The following is an 18,772-nucleotide window of genomic DNA, read 5'->3' on the forward strand; positions in this document are numbered from 1 at the left end:
GGGCTCTCCGGTTATCGCTGCCACCAGAGTTCCGGTGGTTGCGGAGCAGCGCGCCGGACCAGCGCGATGCCCAACCCACTGATCACGGCTGCAACCTCATCGAGGATTGTCTCCAGGTGCGCGGAAATCTCCGGCGACATGGGCTCCCCCAGTTGGCACGAGCCCGCGGCTACGCCAATCAGGATCAGCCGCCGGGGCGGCACGCCATGCAGTCGCGAGAGCTGCAACGACTCGTGCCAATCCGGTGCATGCAGATCGTGCCGCGGGAACTCGCGCGCGGCTGGCAATCCGGCTGGGTCCACTACCTTTACCGTCCCTGGCGCCGAAGCCGGGTCCTCGCTCGCATCCACCAGAATCACGGTGTCGCGGTTGGCCAGGTGCTGGGCGAGGTCGATCCCCGGTGTGCCGAAATCCTTCAACTCCACCTCGGGGGGAAACTCATAAAAGGCTCTCAAATAGTAGATCAGCGTGGGGCCAATTGCATCGTCGCCCATCAGGACATTGCCCAGGCCGGCAATCAGGGTTGTCACGCCAGGCGGCTCCGCAGCCAGTCGAACCAGGCTTCCAGCCCCTCGCCGGTCCGGCAGGAAACAGGGAAGGTGACCAGCCCCGGATTCAGAGTCTCCACGCCGCGCCGGAAGTAGTCCATGCGGAAGTCGACGTAGGGCAGGAGATCGATCTTGTTGATCACCAGCACGTCGACGCCGGAGTACATCTTTGGGTACTTGTAGGGCTTGTCGTCGCCCTCCGGAATCGACGCGATCAGTACGCTGCAATGCGCGCCCAGTTGCCAGGCCGAGGGACAGACAAGGTTGCCCACGTTCTCAATCAGCAGCAGCCGGATCTGCTCCAGCGGCAGCAGGGCCAGCGCGTCGCGCACCATTGCGGCCTCGAGATGGCACTTGCCCCCCGTGTTGATGTGGATGGAGAGGGCGCCGGCGCGTTGGCTGCGCTCCGCGTCAAAGGCCGCTTCGGACGTGTCGCCATTCACCATGCCCACGGGATGCGTGGCCTTCAGCGCGGCCGTGGTGCGCTCCACCAGCGAGGTCTTGCCGGCTCCGGGAGAGGCCATCAGGTTTAGAGAGAAGATGCCGCGCGCGTCCAACTGGGCGCGGGTGGCGGCGGCCACCGAATCGTTTGCCGAAAGGACCTTCTCGACAACAGGAATACGGACGGGGTTCATTCGAACACCTCGATGGAATCAACGTAGCAGTCTTTGCCCGTGGCCGGCAGTGCGCTGCCGGACTGGCAGTGCGGGCAGATGAAATCGCGAGTGCGGACTGGAAACTGCTTGCCGCAGTCGAGGCACAGCAGCTCGCCCGGTTCTCGTGCAAACTGCAGCGCCGCCTCTTCCGCCAGTGTCCCCCGGGTCAGCTCCTGCCAGAAAAGCTGGATCGATTCGTCGACGTAGGACGACAGTTCGCCAATGACGAGGTGGACCGAGACGACGCGGCGGCCGGCGGCGTGGCGCAGGGCGATCTCCAGGATCGACTCTGTGATCGATAGCTCATGCATTGGCGGCGCCCGGCTGGCCGGTTTCCTCGTCGAGTTCGCCCATCTCGCGTAGTAGCTGCAAGGTCCGGTCCGCCTCCGCTTCATCGATGGTCTGGATGGCGAAGCCGGCATGGACGAGCACATAGTCGCCGCTGCGGGCTTCGGGCACATAGGCGAGCGACACCTCCTTGACGATGCCGTCAAACGAGACGCGGGCCATGCGGGTGATCTCATCGTCACCCTGCAGATTGAGGATCTGGCCGGGTATGGCTAAGCACATGGGGAAGGCTCCTGGCGGCGCAGGGCGGCCGCGAGAATCTGGCCGGCGGCGATGGCGCCGTCGTTGGGGGGGATGGCCTGATGGGTGAAGACACGGAAGCCCGCGTCGCGCAGCCGGGCGGTGGCCAGTTCCGTGAGGATTGCATTCTGAAAGCAACCGCCGGTGAGCAAAACCTGTTCGATGCCCACCTGTTGGGCCTGGTGCAGGATCAAGGCGGCGAGCGCATGGTGGAAACAGGCGGCGCGGGCCGGCACCGGGTGGGCCGGGTTGGCCAGTATCTCGAACAGCGGCTGCCAGTCAGTGGAGGCCGGCGGCAGGGGGCAAGGCTCTGCACGGCGGGCGGCGAATTCCAGCAGCATGGCGGCCTCGCCCTCGAAGGTGGAAACCGAGCACAGGCCGAGTAGTGTGGCCGCGGCGTCGAACAGCCTGCCAGCGCTGGTGGTGACTGGGCTGTTCAAGCCGGTGACCAGCATCTGTTGGAGTACATCGAACTGATTCGGCTGGAACCACTGCTTCGCCAGGCCGGCCCGCCCGAATTCATGGAGGACACCCAGCAGGGACCGTCGCGGCTCACGGACGGCCTGCTCTCCTCCCGGCAGTCGGAAGGGCCGCAGGTGTGCCGCGCGCGTGAAGCGGTTGTCCTGAAAGACGAGGAACTCGCCGCCCCAGATCGTCTTGTCGGGACCGAAGCCGGTGCCATCCCAGGCTACTCCGAGCAAGGGGCCCTCGATGCGGTGTTCCAAGACCCCGGCCAGTACATGCGCCTCGTGATGCTGCACCGGCTCCACCGGCAGTCCCAGCCGTTGCGCCGCCTGCGTCGACCCATACTCCGGATGCAGGTCGCAGGCCACCAATTGCGGCTCGAGCTGATATGTGCGGCGCAGGTCTTCCAGCGTACGCGCGTGGTTCTCCAGCGCCGGCACCGTTTCCAGGTCGCCCAGGTGTTGGCTGAGGAACACCAGGTTGGCCCGCGAGAAGGCCACCGTGTTCTTCATGTGCGCCCCTGTCGCCACCATGTCCGGCAGTGGGAACGCGGCCTGAAAAGGCAGCGGCGCATACCCCCGGGCGCGGCGCAGCAGGACAGGCTGCCCATCAATGAAGCGAACAATAGAATCGTCCACAGGCCGCACAATGGGCCGGTCGTGCACCAGAAACACGTCGGCAATGCCCTCCAGCCGCTGCAGCGCTTCCTGTTCCTCAATGCAGATCGGCTCGTCGGTAAGATTGCCGCTGGTGGCCACCATGGGACCCTGGAACTCATCCAGCAGCAGGGCGTGCAGCGGAGAATAAGGGCTCATCAACCCCAGGTAGGGATTGCCCGGCGCGATCTCCTCCGGCAGCAGCCCACGATGCTCGATCAGGACAATGGGCGCCTGCGGTGAACGCAGCAACCGGTCCGCCTCGGGCCGCACATGCCACGCGGCCGTCATGACGGCAAAGGGCTTGGTAGGGCGGTGCTTGCGATCGCGCAACAAGCGAATCGCCGCCGCGTCCCTGGCATTGCAGCACAGATGGAAGCCGCCGATGCCCTTGATCGCAACGATCCGCCCGTCCCGCAAGGCTTGCACCGCGCCCAGCAGCGCCTCCTGCCGGCTGGCCAGCACCTTGCCCTCGGCCGACCATAGCGCCAGTTGCGGACCGCAGGCCGGGCAGCAGTTCGTCTGCGCGTGAAAACGGCGGTCGCGCGGATCCCGATACTCGGCGTCGCACTCCGCGCATAGGGGAAACCGGCGCATGGAGGTCAGTGGGCGATCGTAGGGAATGCCTTCGACGATGGAGTACCTTGGCCCGCAATGCGTGCAGGTGGTGAACGGGTAGCCATGGCGTCGGTTCGCTGCATCCCGGATGTCAGCCAGGCAGGCCGGGCAGATGGCGAGGTCGGGCAGCAGGAAGGCGCCCGGTTCTCCTGACGCATCGCTGTGATCGACGCGGAAAGGGGTGATGCCCCGGTCGGGGATCTCTTCTGTGTGGAAGGAGTGGACGACGGCATTCGGCGGCGGTGCATCCCGCAGCTTCTGTTCCAGCCAGCGGGCGACGCGCGGCGGCCCCTCCGCCTCGATCAGCACCCCTTCGATGGAATTCTGAACGAAGCCACCCAGGCCCGCCGATGAGGCAAGACGATAGACGTGAGGACGAAAGCCGACGCCTTGGACGGCTCCGGTAATACGGATGCGCAGACGCATGAAGAACGCAGCTCCATCATATGCCTGCTGCTGGAATCAGGGTACGGGCAGAGTCAGGGTTCCATGGAAGTTCGCAGACGAGCTGCGCCCTCCACCCAGCAGGCCGATCGAGATGGATGCCGAGCGGGCGCCGGTGGAGGTGATGTTCCACGAAAGGTTGAGAAGGTCAGGCGGGAACGCGTAACTGATACGCGGTGAAGTGTTGGCCGCACTTCCGTCGTTCTGCAGGTACATCGAGGCTCCGGCATAGCCGCGGTCCGACGTGCCCGACGCCTGGCCCGTAAAGCGGAACTGCTGGCGGTTGCCGCGCTGCCGCCGCAGCTTGGCGCTCAATTGCATGCCGCCCTGCGGCTGGACATCCACTGGATCACTCCCGCTAATGGAGGCTTCAATCTTGTAGCTGGCTCCTGTTTTGCGCACCTTCATGGAGATCGAACTCTTGCCGGTCGCGAACGAATAGTCGAAGCGCGTCTCGGGCGTCACCTTGAACTCTCGATACATCTCCACCAGCGTGCGGTAAGTGCCGCCGCGTTCCTCCGCCCGGGTCAGGGTGACTTTCAGCGTCGACACCCCGCGGCCCACCTCGATCGGGATGCCATACACGCCGCCCTTCACGCCGCGATGCTGCTGCGCGTTCACGTTGGGCGTCAGCTCCACGAAGTGATCAGGGAACGTCGTCAGTTGCGCGTAGGTGAGGCCGCCGTCCTCTTTCCCCCAGAAGCCGTAGGCGTAGCTCTTGTTCCCTTCGAACAGCGGCTCGATTCGCGTGTCGCGGCCCAGCAGCGGGTTCCGTCCCAGGCCCTGCGGCTGCACCGTCTTCAGATCGCACTTGTAGACCTGGACCTCGCGGGCCGGTTGGATCAGTCCCAACTGTTTCGACATGCGTTGGACCTCGTCCCGGCTCTGCTGATACAGCCAGTCCAACCAGATCCTGGCCTGCTCCTTCGCCGCATCCTTGCCTTCCTTACTGGTCTTCTTGTCGCCGTTGATGATGGAATCCAGTACGAAATTGCGAGCCACCTGCACGATCTGGTCGACAGCCTGCTCCTTCGTCCAGCGCGATTTCAGCAGCGCATAAATGCGCGTCCCGTCGTTGCGCACCTCGCGGAACGTGCCCACCGGCACCGGGTCCGGGAACGGCCGTGCATTGAATGAGTCGAGGTAAACGGGATAAATGTTGCAGAAGAACTCAGCCTTGCCGACCAGCCGCCGGATGCGGTTGAAGGCCATGATGTAGGGGTTCTTCGAGAACTTCTCGGCGAACTTACCAATCTCATCGACAATGCCGCCCGCCGCATTCCAGGCCTTCACCAACAGGGAATTGGAATCGATCTGGGCGATGCTATAGCACAGCGCGTACTTGGGATCGTCCGTCAGGCAGGGCCCTCCTTCGCCGGCGGCGCGCACCCGATTCTTCCAGGCCGTGGGTGATTCCTCTTCAGCCGGCGTGAGCTCCGTGATCATCGACATCATCGTCTCCAGATCGGCTCGCGTCACCGTCACCGGCTGGGGATTGGGATACTCGGCGGTCGCCGGGAAGGCCGGCAGGACAGCGGATCCGGTAACTGCGATGTCGTCCGCCATCTTCTGCAGCACTGCCAGGTCGGGATCGAGGCCGGCGAGCAGGACGTCGATGGCCGGCGCCAGGTCGGGCTGGTCGTGCAACTGCGTCAGTACGTCGCGCACGGCCGCCGCTTTGCTGGTGATCCATTGCCGGAAATCGGCCGCCGCATCACCGGCATACGTGGATTTGAGGAAAGTGAAACCCACGGTATTCGTGAGCGTGTCGTCGTTGAGCCGGGCCGCCACCGAAATGCCGCCCGTATAATCGCCTGTCACTCCCCCCACATCGCGAGGCAGCGGTACTGTGAATACCGGAACACCGTTCTCCACATTCACTTGTGCCACGGCCGTTGTTCCATTCGGGAAGGTCAGCAGGGCCCCGGTCACGGCATCGGGCGCCGCCAGGTTCTCCATCGTCAGCGTGACTGTCTGTCCCGGTTTCGCCTCCGCCGGCGAAAGCGCAGCCAGCCGGGGCGCGCCGATCGCGATGTTCAACTGCTGCACCGTCTCGCCGCACACGCCTGTCGCCGTCAGTTCATACGTCGCCGACTCGGTCAGGTCCACTGCAGCCGTACTTGTCGTTGCAACCGGCCCGAGACCACTGATAGAGACTGTGTCCGCATTGAACACACTCCACGAGAGATCATATGAACCCGGGGCGGCCGGATACCCGGCCGAAGAGGTGAAGTGGTCGACATACGGAGCCTCGCATGAGTACTCGGCCACGCTCTGCGCGGACTGCACCAGTGTGCCGCCGGTGCGGGCGTACGCCGCCAAAGCGCCCTGGGTCGTTTCGATCACCACCGCGGCTCCCTGCGGGATGGCCTCGACCTGGAAGAACGCCGCCGCGGCAGCTTCGATCGTGGTGTTCGGTTCCAGCGTCACGCTACCGGCCGCTACGCTTTGACCTGCTGCGTCCAGCAGCGTCAACGATGCTGTGCCCCCCTCGACATTGGCCGTGAAGCCCAGCGCCGCGGCCGGATCCAGGGCAATCAGCTGTGCCGGATCAGAGCCGGCTGGGGCCGTCAGCGTCAATGCCTGGTGCCCCGCCGACGCCAGGGTCCGGCTCTGGATCACCACCGGGTAAGAGGCCGAAAGCTGGAGGATGCCGGGTGTGCCCGCCGCCAGGCCGAAGGTCTCCACGACGATGTCGTCGATCGCCTGGGCGGCTCCGGCGGCGAGGGTCACTTTCGCCGTCGCCAGCGGATCGCCCCCCTCCGGGGCATAAAACGCCGCTGTGATCACACTGGAGTAATACTCATCCGGGTTGAGGATCCGCACCGACACTCTGCTGCCCGCCTCACGAGCCAGGTAGGTGACGCGAGGTCCGCCCGTCGGTTCCGGCGTACCCGCCGCCAGCAGCACATCGTTGAGCGCGGAATCGAGGATCTGTAAATAAGCGCTGACGCGGCCCGAGGCAACCTGGATTTCGTAGCGAAACGTCTCGGTGCCCGGAGCGTCCAGGCTCGCCGCCGCCACTTCCACGACGCCCGGGGCCGCCGCTTCCAGCGTTTGCCGCACCAGTTCCGCACCGGCGGCATTGTAGGAAACCACATCCACCGCTCCGGGCACCAGGAAGACTACACCCAGGCTGGCGGCCGCCGAATCAGGAATCGGGAAACTCAGCAGGTCGGCCGTCGATTCGGGGCCGGTCGTGTCCTGGTACCGGCCCACCAGCCCGGCGGAACGGACTTGCGAGCCATCCGGCAGCTCCACCACCGTTTCCGAGGTAATTGCCAGCGACTGGTCCGCCGTGAGCTTCAATGCTCCGGTCTCTTCCTCACGGCTCCACAGTGCACGCAACGGATTCGCGATCACGAGAGTGGCTCCGGGATCCAGTGTCTGTGTGACCGGTTCGGCCGGTCCAGCGGCGGAGGAAGGCAGCAGCTCGAACGTAATCGAAGCCGCGGCGGCGCCCGTATTGCGAAGCTTCAGGGCGGAGGAGGCATGCGCGCCCGAATCGAGAGTGCGATTGACGATGGCTGGCGCCACCCATGTGGCGGCCGAGCACAACCCAGTCCAGGCGAGAACCAGCCAGAGCCTCTGCATGAGTAATATTACTCGACTTTCCAGATTTAGCGATAACCGTTTCCGGACCCATTCCATAAGGAATTGCCTGGGCCCTGTAGCGCCTTTGCTGCCCCGCGGGTCTTTGAATCGACAGCCTTCGCAATGGTCACCTTCATCGGATGGCTGCTGTTTCCCTGCTAATGCGACGCAACGTGCCCGCGCCGGACGTGTGCCCGCCCGGCTCGTCCGGTGACTGATTGTCTGGCCATAATGATGACCTTCGCCTCGGAAATCCGCGAACTGCCAAACCTGGAACAACTGCTGCTCCGGGTGCACGCTTGGTTTGAGCGCATTCTGGGGCTGCTGGTGGCCGGACGGCGTTGGAAAGCCCGCGCGTTGCTCGCTGTGCTCGCCCTCGTTCTGCTGCGGGCCTTTCCCAGCTATGACGCACTGTCGTCCAGCTTCGTCCAGCAGAAGTGGCAGGATGCCCTCCTCAAGGCGGATCGCCCCTTGGCCGACATGGGCCAGCTCTATGCTCCGGATTCGCACGAGAGCAAACTCACCTACCGGCTGACCGTGCCGCTGGTCGCGCGTCTCCTGCACCTGCGGATGGCTGGTGTCCTCCTGGTCTCCGCGCTCCTGGGCATATTGTTGCTCGGTTTGGCCCTGCATGCCGGCTATGAGATTACGGGCTGCCGCCGCTCCGCGTTCCTCATTAGCCTCGCTGTCGGCTGCTCCTGGCCCGGCGAAGCAGCGTTCCACGAATTACGCGGCGGCTACTACGACGCGGCCGCACTCTGCCTGCTCCTGCTGGCCCTGTGCGTGAGAAGCCCCGCGCTGGTTGCGTTGTTTACCTTCCTTGCGGCCTGGACCGACGAGCGCGCCTTGCTCGCCGCCCCCTGCGTCCTGCTCTTTCACCTGGTGCACCGTCCCAACGCTGTGCGCGTCGCCCTGGGCGTCGTCCTCGGACTCGGCGTTTATACTCTCAGCCGCCTGTACATGACGTCATCCGGTAGCTATCAACCGGCGCTGGCGGGCATCGGCTTCCACCTGTTCGCCCGCCAGATGAACGTTCTCCCCGTCGCCCTGTGGAGTGGCCTCGGCGGCTGTTGGGCCCCCATCGCCGGAGGCTGTGCCGTCCTCTTCGTCCGCAAACGATACGCCAAGGGACTGCTCTTCGCCGGCCTCGTCACAGGGTTGGCGGCCAGCGCCTTCTGCGTCATCGACACCACCCGCAGCGTGTCATACCTTCTGCCGGCGGTCTTCGTCGGCCTGGCTGTCCTGCGCCAGACCGAATCGGCCGACTCTCTCGCCCGCATCGCCGCCGCGACGGCGCTTCTCTCCTTCTTCGTCCCTCCTTTTTACCTGGAAGGTGGCAGCGGCGTCTGGTGGCTGTATCCTTTACCGGTTCAACTTGTACGCTGGCTGGTCACTTTCCGGCCTGGATTGTAGTGCGTTTGGGGTAGGGAATTGGCCTGTGCCTTTTCTTCGGGCACACTTGCAGGCGTCGGGCAGAAGTGCACTCGGGCAGAATTGCCGAATCCGCACATTATTTTCGCAACCTGGCTGAAAACAAAGCACTTATAGTTTGGCACGGCATCTGCAATATACAGTGCGTGACGCCGGAAGCGTCAGACAAAAAGAATCTTTGAGGAGATGCACAGGATGTCGAGCTACAACGAAAACAACGAAACCGTGATCCGCAATGAGGAGCGTCCCAGTTCCGGCGGAGTCGTCACAAAGGTGGCCGTGGCCGTGGCCCTGGTGGCTGCCCTCGGAGGCTGGTGGTACCAGAGCAATCAGGTATCCTCGGTGCGCCAGGAAATGGCCCAATCGCAGCAGAAATTCGAACAGCTGCAGAGCCAGATGCAGACCAGCGCAACAGTGGCGAAGGCCCAGGTCGACGAAACCCTCGCCAAGATGAACGACGAAGTGACCAAGGCTCGGCAGGAAGCCCTGGCCAGTTCCCAGCGGGCCGCCAAACAGCAGGCCGGCCGGGTGCTGACGACGCTCACCGCCAAGAACGACGAACTGACCAAGCAACTCGAAGATTACAAGCAGGCCACCGACCAGAAGTCAACCCAGGTGGACGAAGCCCTCAATGGCATCAAGGGTGACGTGGGCACGGTTCGTACAGACGTAGACACCACCAAGACCGACCTGTCACAGACCAAGGAAGACCTGAAGCGGATGACGGGCGATATGGGTGTCATGAGCGGCCTGATCGCGACGAACGGGACAGAACTCTCCGAACTGCGCAAGCTGGGTGAGAAGGACTACTTCGAATTCACGCTGCCGCGCAACGGTAAGCCCCAGAAGGTCGGCGAAATCCGCCTGGCCCTCAAGAAGACCGACGTAAAGCGGAACAAGTTCACGATGAACGTCCTGGCCGACGACAAGACGGTCGAGAAGAAGGACAAGAACGTGAACGAGCCGGTGCAGTTCTATACCTCCGGCGCACGGACTCCCTATGAAGTGGTCGTGAACGAGATCCGTAAGGACCAGGTGATCGGCTACTTGGCGGTGCCCAAAGTGAAAACGATGGCCAAGCGCTAGGGACCATAGCCCACTTCGTTGGGGCAGAGAGCCGGGAGCCAGTCTCCCGGCTCTTTTTGCGGTTACCGGTATGTGCACTTCCCGGCCCGGCAATCCTGGCAGATTCTGGTCAGTGCTTTGCCCCAAACACTGGCTGCCCGTATCCTTCCCGTTGAAAACCAGCTTCCCCCGCCCGCTTCACCGTTTCTCCGGCAAAACATAACCCTTCCTGGCCTGCGCCCGCGCACCAGGGTGTCTGATCAGCCCGGACTCGCTCAACTCCACACGCACCGTCCGCTTCTCGCCTGCCCGGCCTTGCGGCATGTCGTAGTAGATGCTGTATCGCCGCCGGATGCGTTCCATCAGCCTGGCGAAGTCATCTTCCGGTTGCTCCGCGCCCAGCAGCGTGCCGCCTGTCTTTTCCGCAACGTCATCCAGGTGGGAGGCCATCTCCTCGCGTCTCATCATCGACGGTGGAAAAGCTCGCCCAGCTCGCCGCTGCTTTTGGAGCCAGAGATATGGGCCGACCAGCACTCCGTGGACACTGGCGTCGGTCTCCCAGAGCCGGACCACCAGCGCATCCTGATTGGGGCGCTTCGCATTGCCGAAGTTATCCGTCACGACGAGAATCGCCCTGCGCCGGGACGCCCGCCGTTCGCGGGCCAGCACTTTTCTGGCGGCTTCCACCGCTCCCAGCAGGGCGGTGCCCACTCCCACCCACCTGCTCGTCCGGTGGGTCTCGATCACCTGGGCGACTTGGTCCATGTTGGAGCAAAGGGGCAGCACCTGGACGCTTCGCCCACTGAACTCCGTCAGCGCCACACGGTCGCCAGCTTTCATCTGGGCCAGGACATTCCTGGCGCCTTTTCGCACCCGTGCGATGGAGCCCGCCATGCTTCCGCTCACATCGAAGACCAGAACGATGTCCAGTGGCTCCTCTCCTTGGGAGACAACCCGGATCGTCTGCGGTTGGCCATTGTCGAGAACCGCAAAATCGGCAGGGATGAGGCCGTCAATCGTGCGAGTCCCATCCGTCACCTCGCAATCGACACGCACCAGGCTGACCTCAGTGCGGAAAGCCGGAGGTGACCACCATGCCATCGAGGACAGCGAACAAAGAAAGCCGCGACGCAGCATGGGCTTCATTCCGGATGGCACCCTTCAATCGAGGAAACTTCAAGGCTCCAGCCGGCAGACGGCATTACTCTCCAGCCGGCGCAAGCAAAGTCTACCTCCAAAACCACGGAAATGCCATCCGCTTGCCGCAATACTCCAATCGCGCTCCGCTTTAAAATCCAATAAAATCACAAGCGGAGACCCTTCATGCGCGGACACTATGTACGAACACTATTTCAATTAGTGATCCCGCTGTCGCTGGCGTTTTGCTCGCCTCTTTCCGCCCAGCAGCTCCTCGACTCCTACACCCCTGACCAACTCGAAAAACTCGGCGCGGCCCGCTTTCAGGGCGGCCAGCCTGACCTGGCACTGCCTTACTATGCCAAGGCGCTCGATAAAGACCCCGCCCGCATTTCGAGCCTCGTAGCGGCGGCCGGCATCCAGGAGAGCGGCTTCCGGCGCGAACAGGCCCTCGCCCTCTACCGCCGGGCCCTCACGCTCGATCCTGGCAATCTGGACGCCCTGACCTTCCTGTCCCGCTCCGCGCCGACCCCGGCCGAACAGCAAGCTTCCACACGCCAGCTCGCTTCCATGGCCACCGGCGAGCAGGCCGCCCGCGCCCGCATGCGGCTGCGCGAACTCGACGCCCTGGGCGGGCGGCCGGCCTTCGAGGTGGCCGACACAACCCGGCCTTACTATTTCGAACTGGAGGACCCCGGCCGCGACGTTCCCTTCGGCATGACCTTTGCGGTCCTCGTCGTCCCCACTCCGAATGGCGGCAGAATCAGGCTGTTGCTCTCCACCGCCACCGAAGGCATTTGGCTCCGCAAGAGTGCGGCCAAAGCACTGGGCGCCCGCATCCTGTTCCCCTCCACCTACCCCTGGCTCGATCAGGGCAACCTGCTCGCAGGCGACTTCGGCATCATCGACAAGCTGGAACTCGGAGAGCTCACCTTGCGCAACTGTCCGGTATTTGTCCGCAACGCCTCGCGTTCCTACATGTACGGGGTGGACGGCATCATCGGGGCCGAAGTCTTCAAGGACTTTCTCGTGGAAATCGGCAATTCGGCCGCCGATCTTTCCCTGATTCCGTTCGCCGAGGGCTACCCCGCCGAAGCTGCCAGGTATTTCGTGAACATCCGCCGCTACGGCCCGTTTCTCCTCGCACCGGCGAAGCTCGACCCCGAACAGGAAAGATACTTTGCAGTGAGCAACCTCACTTCCGCCGTGCTTCTCCAGGCGGGTAAACAGCCGCCGGGCGTCAAGGACGTGGATGGCGGCTCCAACCGGGTATTGTCGGGCTGGCTGTGCTCGGCCCTGCCGCCCCAGCACCTGTATCAGGTGCTACTGGCCGTCGGCTTCTCCCGCTGGGAGGGCTACGCCACCTCCTGCAAAATGGAGGACCTCAACCGCGCCGCCGGCTTCCGCGTCACCGGCATTCTCGGCTACTCATTCCTCAGCGCCTATACCATGGTCATCGACTATCGCCGCGGCCGCATCGGCTTCATCCCGCACACCCTCCGGGCACCGGGCGGCAAGCCATGGCGCGATCCCGGCGAAAAGTGGCCAACCTTACCTGTCGGCCAGTAGTGCAGTCCGGCAGCCGAAAAGGTCAGGCGGCAATGTCGACAGCCCTGGCACGTGTTCGCCCGAATCAGGCGGCCCCGCGTTTCACCGCTGTCGGCTCGGGTTTCCGTGCGAGCCTACTGGCTGCAGGCAGGCCCCTCCACACTGACGGAGTTCAGCCCGTCTTTCACACTGAATTGGCCCTTTAACGTTCCCTTATCCGGGCAGCCCAGCGTGAAGTTGTAATCCACCTCATAGGCGTAGTTGTGGCCTACGACCAGCGTGGTTTCCCAGTAGCCGTTGGTGGCGAGGGCCTCGCCATGATCCACCACGACCGAGGTATTGGGGTCGAGAATGCGGACCTTGAAGTCGTTGCAGGCCTGTTTGCTTTGGCCAAATACATTCTTGAAATTGCGCCACACCTGGAAGGCGACGGTGGCCGTCTTCTCCGGATCGGTATTGGGCGCAATCTCGATGGTAGTGGTCGCGGTGGAGGGCGGCGTGGAACTCGCCTCGACATTTACCGTATAGGTGCCGGGGTTCTTGTAGCTGTGGGTCACGCTGCGTTTGCCTTCGCCGTAGTCAGTGTTGCCGTCGCCGAAGTTCCAGCTGTATGCCACGTCTGCCGGAATGTTGGTGTTGATGGTGCCGAAAGAGTAAGAACCTCCGACAACGCCTTTGAAGTTGGAGTACTTGTTCGCCATCTCGAGTGCAGGCGGGGCCAGGCCGGCTTGCAGGGGCAGCGTGATGTAGCCGTCACAGGGCAGCACGCAGCGGCCATTGGCCAGCATCAGCAGCAGCGGTTGTTGGCTCGAGAGTTTCTCGACATTCCGGATGTCAACGATGGGCCGCAGGGGGCCCCAGTTCTCGCCGATCAGTTTCTTTTCCTTCGCGCTGGCCACCAGAATTCCGGCTTTGTCACTCTGGAAGCCGGGAGGCACTTCGAAGCGCAGCGTGACCCCGTCGGTGAGGGCCGGCGCCGCCGCAGCGAGTTCGAAGTCCATCTTGTAGACCTCGGCCGACAGGTCGCCCATCTTTTCGTTAGCCCAAACTTTGCCGCTTTCCGGAGAAGCCCGGAACCATTTGTACTTGCGGTCTCCTTCCGGCATGAGATCCGAGGGGGCGGGCCACGCTCCGGAGTAGAGTTGGACATCCATGATGTCGTGGACGAAGGTTCGCCAGGTGTCTTCGAGAGTGCGATTCTCAGCGGTGACCAGGCTGTTGAGGACGTTCAGGGAGAGTGGGTCCTGGGCCGCTCCGGTGATCAGGGGAGCGATGGCAGCAGGACCGTTGGAGAGACTCTTCGAGAGTTGGGTGAGATACGCGGCCGCGCCGTAGCCGTGGAACTGTTCCGGTTTCTCATCGGTGATGGACTTGGCCTTGGCTAGGGAGAACTGGAGGCCGGTGCGCAGGAAGCCAAGGAAACTGTCCTTGGTCACCTGGGCAACGTAGCTGGGGCTGGTGTCGGCCTGGCCCTCGAACCAGGTGGCGGTGGCATCGTCCATCCAAACCCAACCGTCGTGTTTGCCAGGCTTTTGGGCCACATGCACCAACTCGTGGGCGACGACCGTGCGGAATTCGTTGATCGCTTCCTCGGATTCCATGCGATTGGCGTTCAGCTCGATGCCGCGGCCGTCGGAGAGGCCGTAGGTGAGCTTGTTAGTGAAGATCAGCCAGTCGTGGAAGCGGGAGATGGTCACCCAGAGAGTGCCGCCGATGTGGTCGAGCGGGATTCCGAGGCCCTCGGGCGGAGCCGAGGTGAGCTTCGTCACAGCGCTCTCAGCCCAGCCTTGAATGGCAGCGGCGGTAGCGGGCGTGATGTAGTCCTTGACGTACATCAGCTTCACAGCGACGGAAGACGCTGCCCGGCTGACGGTGGGCTTTTCTTCACCGGCCACCGCATATCCGGATACGGCGTAGAAGCGCAGGCCTCCGGAACCGGCGGCGGGATGGCCTGCGTGGAAGTGGGCGCTCGCCGTGGTGCCGCCGTCGGCCGGCATCAGGCGGCGGCTGCTGCCATAGCCACCTTTGGCGCGCAGCCAGGAGTTACGCTCCATGGCGAGGAAGGGGCGGGATCCGGCCGGGACGGCGGTGGTGAGCGGCAGGCTGACTTCGAGTTCGCCGTCTAGGTCGCCGGGCAATCCTTCCAGGCGATAGACATTGCTGTTTCGCTCCTCGACGTAGAACGGTGCGGGCAAGCCACGAAGTAGGCGAACCTCGGTCGGGGCTGACAGGGTTCCGGCGGGTACGGTGCAACGGAAGCCCTCGGATTCGACCGGACCGCCTTCCGCTCCTATCGTGGTCACTGTGAGCAGTTTCCACAGATTCAGCCCGAGGTTGAGGCTGGTGGCAAAACTCGAGAGCTTCGCGGAGACTTTCACGGTGATTAGGTCGGCGGTGGAACCGGCCGGGGCCACCACGCGAACGAGGGCCGATTCTCCATTGCGCAGCTCTTTCGGCTCGATGGTGACCTGTGGTTTGACTTCGCCCGCACCCTCGACGCTAACTTCGAGTGGCACTGCCCCGTCGATTGACGCAGTAGTGGTGAACTTCACCGTGAACTCGGAGGGTTCCGCCTCGACACCATCCTTCAGCGCCTCCTCACTGGAGAGTTGAAAGAGTTCAGGGCTCGAAGCAGTTCCGTAGCGGACAGTCGCGCGATAGGGCAGGTTCACCTGACGCGCCACCGTGTCGCTGGGCTTCACCTGGGTGGGGCCGAGGAAGGTGGCTCCGTCGTCCCAGGAAAAATAAGCGCGTTGCTTGGCAGGACCGTCCGTGTCATAGGAGATGTAGACGCCATTGTCCGCGTCGGGAGCCTGTATGCCGACGTAGAAATCGCCGGAAGGAATGGTGACTCCAGTGATGGCCGTATCCAGCATGACGTCCGCGCGCTCGACGGTGATGGTCCGGTCGACCAGAAGTTGGGGCTGGACTGGCACCGAACCATCGGATGGACCGCTGAAAGCGAGGATTCTGACCTTTTGACCGGCCGGCGAGGGCATGCCCGTCATGGAAGGAAACAGCAAGGAGAGCTTCTCGAGGGTAGCAGGGTACCGGGCGGGGGTGAGGCGATTGACGGCCCAGACGTTGCGCGAGAGGAGCGCAGTTTCGATGGTTCCGTCGTCTGTGGAGAGTTCCTCCACCTCGGGTTCGCCCTCTGATTCCACAATCGCGCGGACAAGGAGATTGGGTTCGCGGCCGCTTTGGAACTTGGTGGGCCCCGACCAGGCGGCGCCGCCATCGAAGGAATGGAAAGTGCGGCGCTGCGGGGTGCTGCTGGCGTCGCAGGCGAAACCGGCACCCAAGGCGGGGTCGGATACGACGTAACCGGCGTAGATGTCGCCGGACGAGACGACAGCCCCATTGAGGGGAAAATCGATCCAGGTATTGACGGCCGCGATGGGGACGGAGACCGAGTAGAGGAACGGAGTGCTGTTGGTTGGGGCGCCTGCTCCTTTGGGGTCAAGGAACACGATGAGGCGCACCGACCGGCCAATCGGCGACACTTCGCCCTCGAACTCGACGAACTGAATCCTCAGCGCGCGCAGGCGGACAGGGTAAGCCGGAGGCGTGAGGCGGTTCACCATGGTGAGGCCATCCATCAGTAGGCCTGTGTCCCAATCACCATCATCGACCTTGAGCTCGAACTGACCGGCTGACACCGGCCTGGTGAGGCCGCCACCGAAAGTACGGGGAGCGGCAGCGGCACGGCGCTCACGCAAGTAGCGGGGATCCTCCGCGGCCAGGACCGCCAATGACAGGAAACCCAACGCCAGCAAGCACTTCATGGCGATCGACTCCTCCGCTTCTGAAGTTTAATACCTATCACTCTGAAATACAATGAACCGGAGGGTCCATGGTGGTCTATCCAGGGAAACATAGGACTGCGCGCCAACGGCACAAGCCATCGCTCCACCCCCTGCGGAACCAGCATGGGGTTCAGTGGGCCGCGATGCCCGCTGCCGAAGTGGTGCGCGCGGGTATCGATGCCAGGGCGGCCGGCAGGCTATACGATCCGCCACACCGCACTGCTGGACTCGTCTCTCAGATCAAGCCGTCCCTAGCCCCGGTCGACCCCGTTTGCCCCTACTTGAACAACTCGCTCCACGACCGGTCCAGATGCGTCCAACTCTGCGTCCGGAACGACGTGGTCGGGATCTCCGGGACGTGCAGCAGGCCGTGCCCCTTCACGCACACGAACTCGGTCCCATACCACTCGAGGAATATCTGTGAGGGCACACCAATTCGAGCGGGGTGCGTCACCAGCCGCAGGCATTCCGGACAGCGCCGCCGTTGGTCGATCAGCGCCCACCGTAACCCCACGACATTCCCAATCAAAATGCAGTGAAGCGGCCCGGATGCGACCTTCAGCCCCAGCATCGCCGCCAGGTTCAACACGCCCGAAAACACAATGAACAGCACCAGTGCGACCTTGGCCGCGAAGAAAGCCCAGCGCCAGGCATTGGGTTGGCCCGGATACGACCCCAGGCGCAGGCTCGTGATCGCCGCCAGAATGGGCACTGTCATCAGGGCCATGTAGAGCATCGCCCCAATCGGCCCGCGCACCGGCAACGGTAGGCCCGGCCGCTGGTAGCGCAACGCCGCCAGCGCGCACACCGTCGCCAGCAGGCACAGGAAGCCCAGGCACCGTATGGGCGATTCCAGCCAGGATGCGGACGGCATTGCAGGAGGACAGTTGCGCCGCATCCAGAGTGCATCCCGGAATGCGCCCAGGCAAAAGCCCGTCGTTTTCAGCCTGTGCCTCCGCTGGATGTGCCACAGTTCCGCGCTCCACTCGGCCAGCCACTCCGCACGCATTTCGCCCGGTACCAGCCAGGCTGCGCTGCGCAACATTGCCAGGTGAATGGTCATCACTCCCCCGTTTCGACGGCCGCCAGTTTTGTTAACAATGGATACCGCCGCTGCGAGGCCGCCAGCGTCGCCTGGCCCGCCTCCGTCAGTTGGTAGTACTTCCGCGGCGGCCGCTGACCCGCGTCCGCAATCGCTTGCCCTTCCCACTGCGACACGACCAGGCCGTCCCGCTCCAACCGGCGCATCGCGGGATAGACCGTTCCGCTCGGAAGCCCGGTGAGTTCCATCACGCTGAATCCGTATCCATCGCCGGTCTCCACCGCCTGCAGGATCAGCGCGGCAGTGTGCGAAAGCTTGAGCTCAGCAGCCATGCGTCCATTCTACCCTATGTAGCATAATACTTGACACCCGGTTTGTAGTTTGCTACATAGGGTGTCAGCCATGCTCGAACTCCTTCACCTCACCAAACGATTTCACGGCATCGTCGCCGTCGAGGAAGTGAGCTTCACTGCCCGTACCGGCGAAATCACCGGCTACCTGGGCCCCAACGGCTCGGGGAAATCCACCACCATGAAGATGATCACCGGTCTCATGGACCCCACCTCCGGCGAAATCCGCTTCCAGGGGGAACGGATCCAGCGCGCTTCCATCGCCTACAAGCAACGCATGGGCTATGTGCCGGAGGAGCCGCACCTCTATGCGCATCTTAGCGGCCTGGAATACCTCATCATGGTGGGCCAGTTGCGCGGTCTGCCAGCCAAGCCCACCGCCGGTCGCATCGATGGCCTTCTGCGCCTGTTTTCGCTTCACTCTGACCGCCACGTCCCCATCTCTGCTTACTCAAAGGGCATGCGGCAGAAGGTGCTGCTCATCGCCGCCCTGCTGCACAATCCCGACCTCATTCTGCTCGACGAGCCCTTTTCCGGCCTCGACGTCGCCACCGCCCTCGTGCTCCGCAGCCTGATCCAGGAATTGGCCTCACGCGGCAAAGTGGTGCTCTTCAGCTCGCATGAGCTCGAAACCGTCGAGCGTGTCTGCGCCCACGTCGTCATCCTGCATCGCGGCAAAGTCGTCGCCGACGATTCCATCGAACATCTGCGCACCCTCATGTCTGCCCCCACCCTGGAGGCGATCTTCTCGCAACTCGCCGTCGAGCAGGACACCACCGCCATCTCGCGCCAGGTCGCTGACCTCATCGAGGCTTAGAGGTGCT

General features: G+C 63.5%; 14 protein-coding genes. 4 read left to right on the forward strand and 10 right to left on the reverse strand.

The annotated features are described in order from the left end of the window. Positions 1–11: 11 nt before the first annotated feature. The 6 genes from ACR9Y2_RS23565 to ACR9Y2_RS23590 are packed head-to-tail and all read right to left on the reverse strand — an operon-like array spanning position 12 to position 7,569. The gene (locus ACR9Y2_RS23565) at positions 12–530 is read right to left on the reverse strand and encodes a hydrogenase maturation protease (RefSeq protein WP_435044114.1); all 519 of its coding nucleotides are present in this window, start codon (positions 528–530) and stop codon (positions 12–14) included. Further along, on the reverse strand, positions 527–1,183 hold the full coding sequence (gene hypB, locus ACR9Y2_RS23570) for a hydrogenase nickel incorporation protein HypB (RefSeq protein WP_435044115.1): 657 nt from the start codon (positions 1,181–1,183) through the stop codon (positions 527–529). The genes ACR9Y2_RS23565 and hypB overlap by 4 nt, the downstream gene beginning before the upstream one ends. Further along, positions 1,180–1,515, reverse strand: coding sequence for a hydrogenase maturation nickel metallochaperone HypA (locus tag ACR9Y2_RS23575; protein WP_435044116.1), 336 nt, complete (start codon positions 1,513–1,515; stop codon positions 1,180–1,182). The genes hypB and ACR9Y2_RS23575 overlap by 4 nt, the downstream gene beginning before the upstream one ends. After that, entirely contained in the window at positions 1,508–1,774 is a 267-nt protein-coding gene (locus tag ACR9Y2_RS23580) for a HypC/HybG/HupF family hydrogenase formation chaperone (protein WP_435044117.1), read from the reverse strand. Before ACR9Y2_RS23580 ends, ACR9Y2_RS23575 begins: the two co-directional genes overlap by 8 nt. Further along, positions 1,765–3,957, reverse strand: coding sequence for a carbamoyltransferase HypF (gene hypF, locus ACR9Y2_RS23585; protein ID WP_435044118.1), 2,193 nt, complete (start codon positions 3,955–3,957; stop codon positions 1,765–1,767). The genes ACR9Y2_RS23580 and hypF overlap by 10 nt, the downstream gene beginning before the upstream one ends. A 36-nt stretch (positions 3,958–3,993) precedes the next feature. Then, the gene (locus ACR9Y2_RS23590) at positions 3,994–7,569 is read right to left on the reverse strand and encodes a hypothetical protein (RefSeq protein WP_435044910.1); all 3,576 of its coding nucleotides are present in this window, start codon (positions 7,567–7,569) and stop codon (positions 3,994–3,996) included. 231 nt (positions 7,570–7,800) lie between these two features. Between ACR9Y2_RS23590 and ACR9Y2_RS23595 the strand changes: the two genes are divergently transcribed. Together ACR9Y2_RS23595 and ACR9Y2_RS23600 are read left to right on the forward strand one after the other, a co-directional pair. After that, positions 7,801–8,982 (forward strand): hypothetical protein, encoded by a 1,182-nt coding sequence (locus tag ACR9Y2_RS23595; RefSeq protein WP_435044119.1) that lies wholly within the window; start codon positions 7,801–7,803, stop codon positions 8,980–8,982. 213 nt (positions 8,983–9,195) lie between these two features. Then, complete coding sequence (locus ACR9Y2_RS23600) at positions 9,196–10,086, forward strand: hypothetical protein (RefSeq protein ID WP_435044120.1); 891 nt, start codon at positions 9,196–9,198, stop codon at positions 10,084–10,086. 177 nt (positions 10,087–10,263) lie between these two features. Here the strand turns inward: ACR9Y2_RS23600 and ACR9Y2_RS23605 are convergent, their stop codons facing one another. After that, the gene (locus tag ACR9Y2_RS23605; protein WP_435044121.1) at positions 10,264–11,211 is read right to left on the reverse strand and encodes a VWA domain-containing protein; all 948 of its coding nucleotides are present in this window, start codon (positions 11,209–11,211) and stop codon (positions 10,264–10,266) included. A gap of 177 nt (positions 11,212–11,388) precedes the next feature. On the opposite strand from ACR9Y2_RS23605, the gene ACR9Y2_RS23610 reads away from it, so the two are divergent. Next, positions 11,389–12,771 carry a hypothetical protein gene (locus tag ACR9Y2_RS23610; protein ID WP_435044122.1) on the forward strand — a complete coding sequence of 461 codons (1,383 nt, stop codon included), beginning with the start codon at positions 11,389–11,391 and terminating at the stop codon, positions 12,769–12,771. A 113-nt stretch (positions 12,772–12,884) separates the two neighbouring features. On the opposite strand, the gene ACR9Y2_RS23615 is transcribed toward ACR9Y2_RS23610, so the two are convergent. From ACR9Y2_RS23615 to ACR9Y2_RS23625, 3 genes are all read right to left on the reverse strand, one after another. Continuing rightward, complete coding sequence (locus tag ACR9Y2_RS23615) at positions 12,885–16,535, reverse strand: PKD domain-containing protein (RefSeq protein ID WP_435044123.1); 3,651 nt, start codon at positions 16,533–16,535, stop codon at positions 12,885–12,887. A gap of 298 nt (positions 16,536–16,833) precedes the next feature. Next, positions 16,834–17,619: a hypothetical protein gene (locus tag ACR9Y2_RS23620; protein ID WP_435044124.1), complete on the reverse strand. Its 786-nt coding sequence runs from the start codon at positions 17,617–17,619 to the stop codon at positions 16,834–16,836. Then, a complete protein-coding gene (locus ACR9Y2_RS23625) occupies positions 17,619–17,930 on the reverse strand; it encodes a PadR family transcriptional regulator (RefSeq protein WP_435044125.1) in 312 nt (103 codons plus the stop codon). The genes ACR9Y2_RS23620 and ACR9Y2_RS23625 overlap by 1 nt, the downstream gene beginning before the upstream one ends. 70 nt (positions 17,931–18,000) lie before the next feature. Here ACR9Y2_RS23625 and ACR9Y2_RS23630 point away from each other — a divergent pair, with 70 nt between their 5' ends. Further along, a complete protein-coding gene (locus ACR9Y2_RS23630; protein ID WP_435044126.1) occupies positions 18,001–18,765 on the forward strand; it encodes an ABC transporter ATP-binding protein in 765 nt (254 codons plus the stop codon). Positions 18,766–18,772 lie beyond the last annotated feature (7 nt).

Source organism: Paludibaculum fermentans (genome assembly GCF_051172195.1).
In the GTDB taxonomy this organism is placed as follows: Bacteria; Acidobacteriota; Terriglobia; order Bryobacterales; family Bryobacteraceae; genus Paludibaculum; species Paludibaculum fermentans_A.

Coding starts and splice junctions, on each gene's coding strand:
- hypB (WP_435044115.1), bottom strand. CDS start 1,183: ATGAACCCCGTCCGTATTCCTGTTGTCGAGAAGGTCCTTTCGGCAAAC.
- ACR9Y2_RS23595 (WP_435044119.1), top strand. CDS start 7,801: ATGATGACCTTCGCCTCGGAAATCCGCGAACTGCCAAACCTGGAACAA.
- ACR9Y2_RS23610 (WP_435044122.1), top strand. CDS start 11,389: ATGCGCGGACACTATGTACGAACACTATTTCAATTAGTGATCCCGCTG.
- ACR9Y2_RS23605 (WP_435044121.1), bottom strand. CDS start 11,211: ATGAAGCCCATGCTGCGTCGCGGCTTTCTTTGTTCGCTGTCCTCGATG.
- ACR9Y2_RS23590 (WP_435044910.1), bottom strand. CDS start 7,569: ATGCAGAGGCTCTGGCTGGTTCTCGCCTGGACTGGGTTGTGCTCGGCC.
- ACR9Y2_RS23620 (WP_435044124.1), bottom strand. CDS start 17,619: ATGACCATTCACCTGGCAATGTTGCGCAGCGCAGCCTGGCTGGTACCG.
- ACR9Y2_RS23630 (WP_435044126.1), top strand. CDS start 18,001: ATGCTCGAACTCCTTCACCTCACCAAACGATTTCACGGCATCGTCGCC.
- ACR9Y2_RS23615 (WP_435044123.1), bottom strand. CDS start 16,535: ATGAAGTGCTTGCTGGCGTTGGGTTTCCTGTCATTGGCGGTCCTGGCC.
- ACR9Y2_RS23625 (WP_435044125.1), bottom strand. CDS start 17,930: ATGGCTGCTGAGCTCAAGCTTTCGCACACTGCCGCGCTGATCCTGCAG.
- ACR9Y2_RS23600 (WP_435044120.1), top strand. CDS start 9,196: ATGTCGAGCTACAACGAAAACAACGAAACCGTGATCCGCAATGAGGAG.
- ACR9Y2_RS23580 (WP_435044117.1), bottom strand. CDS start 1,774: ATGTGCTTAGCCATACCCGGCCAGATCCTCAATCTGCAGGGTGACGAT.
- hypF (WP_435044118.1), bottom strand. CDS start 3,957: ATGCGTCTGCGCATCCGTATTACCGGAGCCGTCCAAGGCGTCGGCTTT.
- ACR9Y2_RS23575 (WP_435044116.1), bottom strand. CDS start 1,515: ATGCATGAGCTATCGATCACAGAGTCGATCCTGGAGATCGCCCTGCGC.